4 protein-coding genes are annotated in these 6,007 nt (G+C 74.6%); 2 read left to right on the forward strand and 2 right to left on the reverse strand.

Annotation, left to right across the window (positions count from 1 at the left end):
* Positions 1-133: 133 nt before the first annotated feature.
* Positions 134-1,090, reverse strand: a complete 957-nt coding sequence (gene meaB, locus ABT048_RS20720; protein ID WP_350522897.1) for a methylmalonyl Co-A mutase-associated GTPase MeaB — start codon at positions 1,088-1,090, stop codon at positions 134-136.
* An 89-nt stretch (positions 1,091-1,179) separates the two neighbouring features.
* A complete protein-coding gene (locus tag ABT048_RS20725) occupies positions 1,180-2,373 on the reverse strand; it encodes an acetyl-CoA C-acetyltransferase (protein WP_350522898.1) in 1,194 nt (397 codons plus the stop codon).
* 245 nt (positions 2,374-2,618) lie between these two features.
* Between ABT048_RS20725 and mce the strand changes: the two genes are divergently transcribed.
* Complete coding sequence (gene mce / locus ABT048_RS20730; RefSeq protein ID WP_350522899.1) at positions 2,619-3,059, forward strand: methylmalonyl-CoA epimerase; 441 nt, start codon at positions 2,619-2,621, stop codon at positions 3,057-3,059.
* A gap of 567 nt (positions 3,060-3,626) precedes the next feature.
* Positions 3,627-6,007: polarized growth protein Scy-related protein (locus tag ABT048_RS20735; protein WP_502894045.1), on the forward strand; the 2,381-nt coding region annotated here is incomplete at its 3' end.

Below are 6,007 nucleotides of genomic sequence, written 5' to 3' on the forward strand. Positions count from 1 at the left end.
GCTACCTCAGCTGTGCGCTCTACCTCTCCGCGCCCGCGCGCCTGGGGGGGGGGGGCCCCCCCGCCCCCCCCCCGGGCCCCCCACCCGGTTTTGATCATTCCTTCTGGTTCTTCGCCACCAGTCCCGCTGAACCTCAGCTCGTGGTCAGGCCGGCGACGAGTTCGTCGGCGGCGCCGTACGGGTCCAGCTCGCCGGCGGCGACCCGCTCGGCCAGCGCCGCCAGGTGACGGTCCCCGCGGAGGTCGCCGATCCGGGCGCGCAGCTCGGCGAGCGCGATCGCCTCGATCTCCTCGGCGGCCCGGCGGCGGCGGCGCACCGCGAGCTCGCCGTGCTCCTCCAGCCAAGCGCGGTGCTTCTCCAGCGCCTCGACGACCTCGTCCACGCCCTCGCCGCGGGCCGCGACGGTCTTCACGATCGGCGGGCGCCAGTCCCCCGCCTCGCGGGCCTCGCCGAGGCCCAGCATGTGGTTGAGCTCCCGGGCGGTGGCGTCGGCGCCGTCCCGGTCGGCCTTGTTGACCACGAAGACGTCGCCGATCTCCAGGATCCCGGCCTTGGCGGCCTGGATGCCGTCGCCCATCCCGGGGGCCAGCAGCACCACGGTGGTGTCGGCCTGGGCGGCGATCTCGACCTCGGACTGGCCGACGCCGACGGTCTCGACCAGGATCACCTCGCAGCCGGCCGCGTCCAGCACCCGCAGCGCCTGGGGCGCCGTCCAGGAGAGCCCGCCGAGGTGGCCGCGGGTGGCCATCGAGCGGATGAACACCTCGGGGTCGGTGGCGTGGTCCTGCATCCGGACGCGGTCGCCCAGCAGTGCGCCGCCGGAGAACGGCGAGGACGGGTCGACGGCCAGGACCCCGACCCGCTTGCCGAGCCGCCGGTAGGCGGAGACCAGGGCCGAGGTGGAGGTGGACTTGCCGACCCCCGGCGAGCCGGTCAGGCCGACGGTGTAGGCCTGGCCGGTGTACGGCGCGAGCGCGGCCATCGCCTCCCGCAGCTGCGGCGCGGCGTTCTCGACCAGCGTGATCAGTCGGGCGACGGCCCGCGGCCGGCCCTCCCGGGCCTGCTCGACCAGCGTGGCGACATCGATCATCAGGGTCTCCTTGCGCGGATGTCGTCGTATGCCGAAGGGGCTGCGGACCGCTTGTGGCGGTCCGCAGCCCCGAAGATCAGATCAGCTGATCAGGCCTTCGGGACGCGCACGATGAGCGCGTCGCCCTGGCCACCGCCGCCGCACAGCGCGGCCGCGCCCACCCCGCCGCCGCGGCGCTGCAGCTCCAGCGCCAGGGTCAGCACCACGCGGGCGCCGGACATGCCGATCGGGTGGCCGAGCGCGATCGCGCCGCCGTTGACGTTGACGATGTCCGAGGAGACGCCCAGGTCCTTCATCGACTGGTGGGCGACGGCCGCGAACGCCTCGTTGATCTCGATCAGGTCGAGGTCGGCGACCTCCAGGCCCTCCTTGGCCAGCGCGTGCTTGATCGCGTTGGACGGCTGCGACTGCAGCGAGTTGTCCGGGCCGGCCACGTTGCCGTGCGCGCCGATCTCGGCGATCCAGGTCAGGCCCAGCTCCTCGGCCTTGGCCTTGCTCATCACGACCACCGCGGCGGCGCCGTCGGAGATCTGCGAGGCGGTGCCGGCGGTGATCGTGCCGTCCTTGGTGAAGGCCGGGCGCAGCTTCGCCAGGCCCTCGACGGTGGTGTCCGCGCGGATGCCCTCGTCCTGGCTGAACAGCACCGGCTCGCCCTTGCGCTGCGGGATGGCGACCGGGACGATCTCGGCGTCGAAGACGCCGTCGGCCTGCGCCTTGGCGGCCCGCTGGTGCGAGGCGGCGGCGATCTCGTCCTGCACCTCGCGCGGGATGCCCAGGCGGGTGTTGTGCTTCTCGGTGGACTCGCCCATCGGGATGTTCTCGTAGGCGTCGGTGAGGCCGTCGTACGCCATGGCGTCCAGCATCTCGATCGCGCCGTACTTGAAGCCCTCGCGGGACTTCGGCAGCAGGTGCGGGGCGTTGGTCATCGACTCCTGGCCGCCGGCCACGACGATGTCGAACTCGCCAGCGCGGATCAGCTGGTCGGCCAGCGCGATGGCGTCCAGGCCGGAGAGGCAGACCTTGTTGATGGTCAGCGCCGGGACGTTCATCGGGATGCCGGCCTTGACGGCGGCCTGGCGGGCCGGGATCTGGCCGGCGCCGGCCTGCAGCACCTGGCCCATGATCACGTACTGGACCTGGTCACCCGTGATGCCGGACCGCTCCAGCGCGGCCTTGATGGCGACGCCGCCGAGGTCGGCACCGGAGAAACCCTTGAGGGAGCCGAGCAGGCGACCCATCGGGGTCCGAGCACCGGCAACGATCACAGAGGTGGTGTTGGTCATGGGACGGGCCCCTTCGCACGTCGTGGCCAGGTGAGGATGCGCTCAATGTACTGACCTGTTACCCGCCCGTCACCGGAGCGACGGTGTGATCGAGCGCACTGGCACCCTCCAGTCAACACCGTGCCGACGCGGTCCGGGTGAACCCCGCCGCGTGTGAGCAGGCTCGCACGTCCGGCACTGGCGTCGGTCGCGGGCCATGCGCTGCACTTGGTGCCACCCTTGTCCCCAACCACCCGGAGGTCGCCGTGCTGACCCGAATCGACCACATCGGCATCGCCTGCCGAGACCTCGACAAGACGGTCGAGTTCTACCGCGCCACCTACGGCTTCGAGGTCTTCCACTCCGAGGTCAACGAGGAGCAGGGCGTCCGCGAGGCCATGCTGCGGATCAACGGGACCGACGACGGCGGTGCCTCCTACCTCCAGCTGCTGGAGCCCACCCGGCCCGACTCCACCGTCGCCAAGTGGCTGGAGAAGAACGGCGAGGGCGTGCACCACATCGCGTTCGGCACCGCCGACGTGGACGGCGACGCCGAGGCCATCCGCGGCAAGGGCGTGCGGGTCCTCTACGACGAGCCGCGGATCGGCTCGATGGGCTCCCGGATCACCTTCCTGCACCCGAAGGACTGCGGCGGCGTGCTGACGGAGCTGGTGACGTCCGCCCGGAACGCCCACGACGAGCACTGATCGTCCGCCGGACCGGCCCCAGGGTGCCGCACGCTCCGGCGGCACCCGACGGTCCGTCGGCCATGACCCGTCAGTAACCTGGGCGGAACAGCCGGAAAACCCCCCTGCGGCCATTCCCCCGCCGTCCGCTCCCACTACAATGCCCAGGTGCGCGAAGACTCCGGGGGACGGAGGGGACGGGCACGGCCGAAGACAGGCCCGTCCGCCCGCCGGCGGCAGGCCGGTCGCAAGGGGAGTCCATTACGCGGGCACGGCTGCACAGTCGCAAGACGGATCTGTCACCATTCTCCACAAGGCAAGAGTTCGCCCAGGAGTCCACCCGGACGGGGGAACGCGGTACCCCCGCGCTTCCACGCCCCGGACTCCGACGACCGCGGCGGGCGGCCCCGGATTGGCGTGGGGTCGTCCACGTGCTGCGGATGCAAGGACCAGTCGGACCGGACCCCGGGAATCGGGAGCCCGGAACCGGCCGGGTCGAGGACGCGACCAGGAGATGGATGGGACCGCGGAGTGCGGGGCAACGACCGCTACGAGGCTGACGATCACCTCTCCCAGTTCGAGGCCGAGATGGGTCGGACTCGGAAGGAGCGGGACAAGGCAGTCGAGCATGCCGAGGACCTCGCCTACCAGGTGGAGGTGCTCCGGGCGAAACTGCACGAGTCCCGTCGCATGCTCGCCCAGCCGCGCGCCTTCGACGCCGTCTCCGGCCAGGCCGAGCAGATGCTCCGCACGGCCGAGATGCAGGCCCAGCAGATGCGTGCCGACGCCGAGCGCCAGCTGCGCGACTCCCAGGCCGCCACCCAGCGGATCATGGCCGAGGCCGCCGAGCGCACCGCCCGTCTGGAGGCCGAGCTCACCGCCCGCCGCCGCCAGCTGGAGGACGAGCTCGCCGAGCTGCGCCGGTCCGCCGAGCAGCACGTCAACGGCTGGGCCGAGCAGAGCAGGGCCGGCTCCGAGCAGGAGGCCCAGCGCCTCCTCCAGGAGGCCCGCGTCGAGGCCGAGCGGATGGTCACGGCCGCCCGCGCGGAGGCCGTCGCGCTCGCCGACCAGGCCCGCGCCCAGACCGCCGCCGACGTCGACGCCGCCCGCGGCGAGGCCCACGCCGCCGCCGAGGCCGCCCTCCAGCGGGCCCAGAGCGACGCCGAGCGTCTGCTGCGCGCCGCCTCCGAGCAGGCCCAGCAGGCCGGCGCCCAGGCCGCCGCCGACGTCGACGCCGCCCGCGGCGAGGCCCAGCAGCAGCTGGCCGCCGCCCACGCCGCCGCCGAGCACCAGCTCGCCGCCGCCAAGGCCGAGATCGACCAGCTCAAGGCGCAGGCCGCCGTCGAGCAGAGCCGGGCCGAACAGCAGCTGTCCGCCGCCAAGGCCGAGATAGACCGGCTGCGCGCCGAGGCCATCGCCGAGGCGGAGCGCACCCGACACGAGGCCGCCGCCCTGCGGGCCCAGGCCGAGCAGGCCGCCGAGCAGCTCCAGGCCGACGCCGAGGCCGCCGCCGTGCGCAAGGTCGCCGACGGCGAGGCCGCCAACGAACAGCGGTCGCAGACCGCCCGGGCCGAGGTCGCCCGGATGGTGGCCCAGGCCACCAAGGAAGCCGACGCGATCCGCGCCGAGGCCGAGCAGGTGCGGTCCGCGGCGTCCACCAAGCAGGCCCAGGCCGACGCCGCCAAGGCCGCCGCCGCCGAGGAGAGCGAGCGACTGCGGGCCACCGCCGAGTCGGTCGCCTCCGAGCTGCGCGCCGAGGCCGAGGCCGCGATCGCGGAGCTGCGGGCCCAGGCCGAGCGGGACGTCGCCGAGCTGCGGGCCCAGGCCCACGCCGAGGCGCAGCGACTGCGCAGCGAGGCCGAGGAGGAGGGCCGGGCGGCCGGCGCCAAGGACGCCACCGTCCACCTCGCCAAGGCCGCCAAGACCGCCGAGGAGGTGCTCGGCCGCGCCAACCAGGACGCCGAGACCGCCCGGAACGCGGCCTCCGCCGAGGCCGAACGGATCCGCACCGAGGCCGCCGCCGAGGCGCAGCGCCTGCGCGAGCAGGCCCAGGCCGCCGTGGAGCAGGCCCAGAACGCCGCACTGGACGACGCCGCCGCGATCCGCGAGCGGATCGAGCAGATGCAGGACGAGGCCGCCCGGCTGCGCGCCGAGGCCGAGGAGCTGCGCTCGCAGGCCGCCGCGGAGGCCGAGCGGGTCCGCGGCGAGGCCCGCCGTCAGGCGGTGCTGCAGATCGAGGAGTCGGCGAAGAACGCCGAGGAACTGCTCACCAAGGCCAAGGCCGACGCGGACGAGCTGCGCGCGGGCGCGGCCGGCGAGATCGAGCGGCTGCGCGAGCAGGCCCAGGAGCAGGCCGCCGAGACCCAGGGCCGGGCCGAGCAGACCCTGACCCGGGCCCGTACCGAGGCCGCCAAGATCACCGCCGCCGCCGAGCAGCAGGGCCAGGACGCGCTCTCCGCGGCCAAGGCCGCGGCCGCCGAGAACCGCGCCGCCGCCGAGCGCGAGACCGCCGAACTCCGGCGCGAGGCAACCGAGTTCGACCAGCGGGTCCGGGCCGAGGCGAACGCCGCCGCAGAGGCCGTGACCGCCGAGGCGCAGGCCGGGGCGAACGCCGTACGGGACGCCGCGGTCGCCGACGCCGAACGGGTGCGCACCGAGGCCGACACGGAGGCCGCCCGGGCCCGGGCCGAGGCCGAGGCCGCCGCCGACGCACTGCGCGAGGAGAGCCGCCGCGAGCGCGAGGACGCGGCCACCGGGCTGCGCCGCGAGCGCGAGGAGACCGCCGACCAGCTGGCCGCCGCCAAGGCCGCCCGCACCCAGGCCGAGCAGGCCGCCGCCGAGCTCCGCGAGACCGCCGACGCCCACGCCGCCGAGGTGCGGGCCGAGGCCGAGCAGGCCGCCGGCGAACTGCGGGCCCTCGCCCAGCGCGAGACCACCCAGCAGCGCGAGACCGCCGAGGCCTACGCCGA

Origin of the sequence: Kitasatospora sp. NPDC096140, assembly GCF_040303045.1 — a bacterium.
Taxonomy (GTDB): Bacteria; Actinomycetota; Actinomycetes; order Streptomycetales; family Streptomycetaceae; genus Kitasatospora.